The sequence below is a fragment of the Bradyrhizobium sp. Ec3.3 genome (assembly GCF_000472925.1).
GTDB lineage: Bacteria > Pseudomonadota > Alphaproteobacteria > Rhizobiales > Xanthobacteraceae > Bradyrhizobium.
In genome coordinates this window covers 1-2,414 of record NZ_AXAS01000147.1, presented here as the reverse complement: position 1 = coordinate 2,414, position 2,414 = coordinate 1, and the positions used below count along the sequence as shown (strand labels likewise).

Below are 2,414 nucleotides of genomic sequence, written 5' to 3'. Positions count from 1 at the left end.
TCGATATGCCATTGACAATACCGCTAATAATTTGACGGAATTCGACGAATCACCGAGAGTTGGATTCCAAGCGCTGAGCGCCTTGGCGCGTTGGCTTGGAAGCCGCGATGAGCGAATCTCCGCCTCCGCCTGTTTGGCAGACGCTGCCGCAGGAGCGGCAGCGGGGCGTCGTCGTGACGCTGGGACAGATGGCTCTGCGACAGGTTCGACAGATGTCTCTTGCCGAGGAGACATTCGATGATCGACGGGGATCTTGTGCCGCATCGAGGCGGCATCATACCGGAAAAAATTCACCGCCAGCACCGCGAACGCCTCGCAATCGTTTACATTCGACAATCGACAGTTCAGCAGGTCGAACGTCATCAGGAGTCGACCCGACTGCAATACGCGTTGGTTGACCGCGCCATTCAATTTGGATGGCCTCGTGAGACGATCGTGGTCATCGACGATGATCTTGGCCGATCAGGCTCGACGATCGAAGGCCGCCTCGGCTTTCAGCGATTGGTCGCAGAGGTTGGTCTCGGCAATGTCGGACTGGTTCTTGGCGTTGAGATGTCGCGCTTGGCGCGCTCCTGTCGCGACTGGCATCAGTTGCTGGAAATCTGTGCTTTGTTCGATACGCTGATTGCCGATGTCGATGGCGTGTATGATCCTAGCAGCTACAATGACCGTCTGCTGTTGGGGCTGAAAGGCACGATGTCGGAAGCGGAACTGCACATCCTCAAGGCCCGCATGCTGGAAGGGCGCAAAGCCAAGGCGCGGCGCGGTGAACTGAGCAAGGCGGTGCCGATGGGATATCTGCGCCGCCCATCGGGCGAAGTTGTGCTTGACCCTGATGAGCAGGCACAGGCCACGATCCGCCTGGTGTTTGATCTGTTCGATCGCTTACGGACGATCGGAAAGGTCCTGCGCTATCTCGTTGAGCATGATATCCGCCTGCCTGTTCGCGCGCGTGGTCGCGTGCGCAAGGACGAGCTTGAGTGGCACCGTCCCAATCGGCCGACGCTGCAAAATCTGTTCGCCAATCCGACTTATGCTGGCGCCTACGTTTACGGCGTCCGTTCAACCGATCGGCGCCGGCAGAAGGCCGGGCGTGCCGGCACTGGTCGGCGCTCGCTGCGAGCGGAGGAGGCAGAAGTGTTTTTGCCGGACCGGATGCCAGCCTACATCACCTGGGATCGATATCAACGCAACCAGGCTCAGTTGCAATCCAACAGAGCAGCATGGGGAGGAGCACCGCGCGCCGGCAGTGCACTGCTCTCCGGTGTGATCAACTGCGGTCGCTGTGGTATGCGGATGACCGCGCAATACAACAACAATGGTCATGCTGCGCGTTACGTCTGCATGTCGATGAAGTCCAACTATGGTGAACCATTCTGCCAGTCACTGACTGCGGCGCCGTTGGATGCGTTGATGACGCGGTTGGTGTTGCGGGCGCTGGAGCCGGCTGCACTCGAAGCAAGCCTTGCACTCGCCGCTGATCTGGAGGCTGAGCGTGCGGCACTTGATGTTCATTGGCAGCAGCGCTTGGAAAGAGCACGTTATGAGGTTGAAAGGGCACGTCGGCAATACAACGCATGCGAGCCTGAGAACCGGCTGGTGGCGCGTTCGCTCGAACGTGCCTGGGAGGAGGCGCTGGCCGAGCAGATGCACCTGGAGGCCGATTACGAACGTGTTCGGCGTGAACAGCTTGCGGAGCCAAGCGCTGCAGAACTGTCTGCGATCCGCAGTCTGGCTCAGGATCTGCCTGCACTGTGGAGGGCCGAAACAACCACCCAGGAGGAACGCCAAACCATCATCCGACTGTTGCTCGTACGTGTCCTGGTCGAGGTCATCCACGACACAGAGCAGGTTCGTGTGATCTGCCATTGGCACGGCGGCAATCGAACCTTGCATCAGTTGATGCGACCCGTCGCTCGCCTGACAACACTGAGCACCTATAGCCGGTTGGTTGCGCGCGCTGCCGATCTACGTCGCGATGGCCATAACTTCGCGGAGATCGCCGATACCCTCAATCGAGAAGGTTGGCGTCCGGCCAAACGCCGCGATACATTCAGTGCTCCGATGGTCCATCACTTGCTGATCAGGGCCGGTGTAATCGAGCCCAAATATCGGCGCCGCAAACCGCATATCGAACGTCAACCCGATGAATGGACGACCCGCGAATTAGCCGAGCAGATCGGCGTGCCTGAGCCCACCTTGTACACCTGGATCCAGAAAGGCCGACTACGTAGTCGTTTTGTCCGAGCTGGATCCGGCCGTGCTAAACTGGTGTATGCTGACGCCGAAACCATCGCTGCCTTGAAGGCGATCCGAGCCAGGCCGGCTCCGTGGCGTCGCCTGCCACCACCATTCACCGAACCCATCAACCCAACCACTGAATCTTGAGAGTCATCATGACTGGTCGATCTCGA

The 2,414-nt window shown here is 59.3% G+C and carries 1 protein-coding gene; it reads left to right on the top strand.

The window, feature by feature from the left end; translation table 11 throughout:
• Positions 1 to 237: 237 nt before the first annotated feature.
• Positions 238 to 2,388, top strand: a complete 2,151-nt coding sequence (locus YUU_RS54525; RefSeq protein ID WP_063621869.1) for a recombinase family protein — start codon at positions 238 to 240, stop codon at positions 2,386 to 2,388.
• Positions 2,389 to 2,414: the final 26 nt, after the last annotated feature.

Excerpts from the sequence above, each read along its gene's own strand:
- YUU_RS54525 (WP_063621869.1), top strand. The coding sequence starts at position 238 with ATGATCGACGGGGATCTTGTGCCGCATCGAGGCGGCATCATACCGGAA.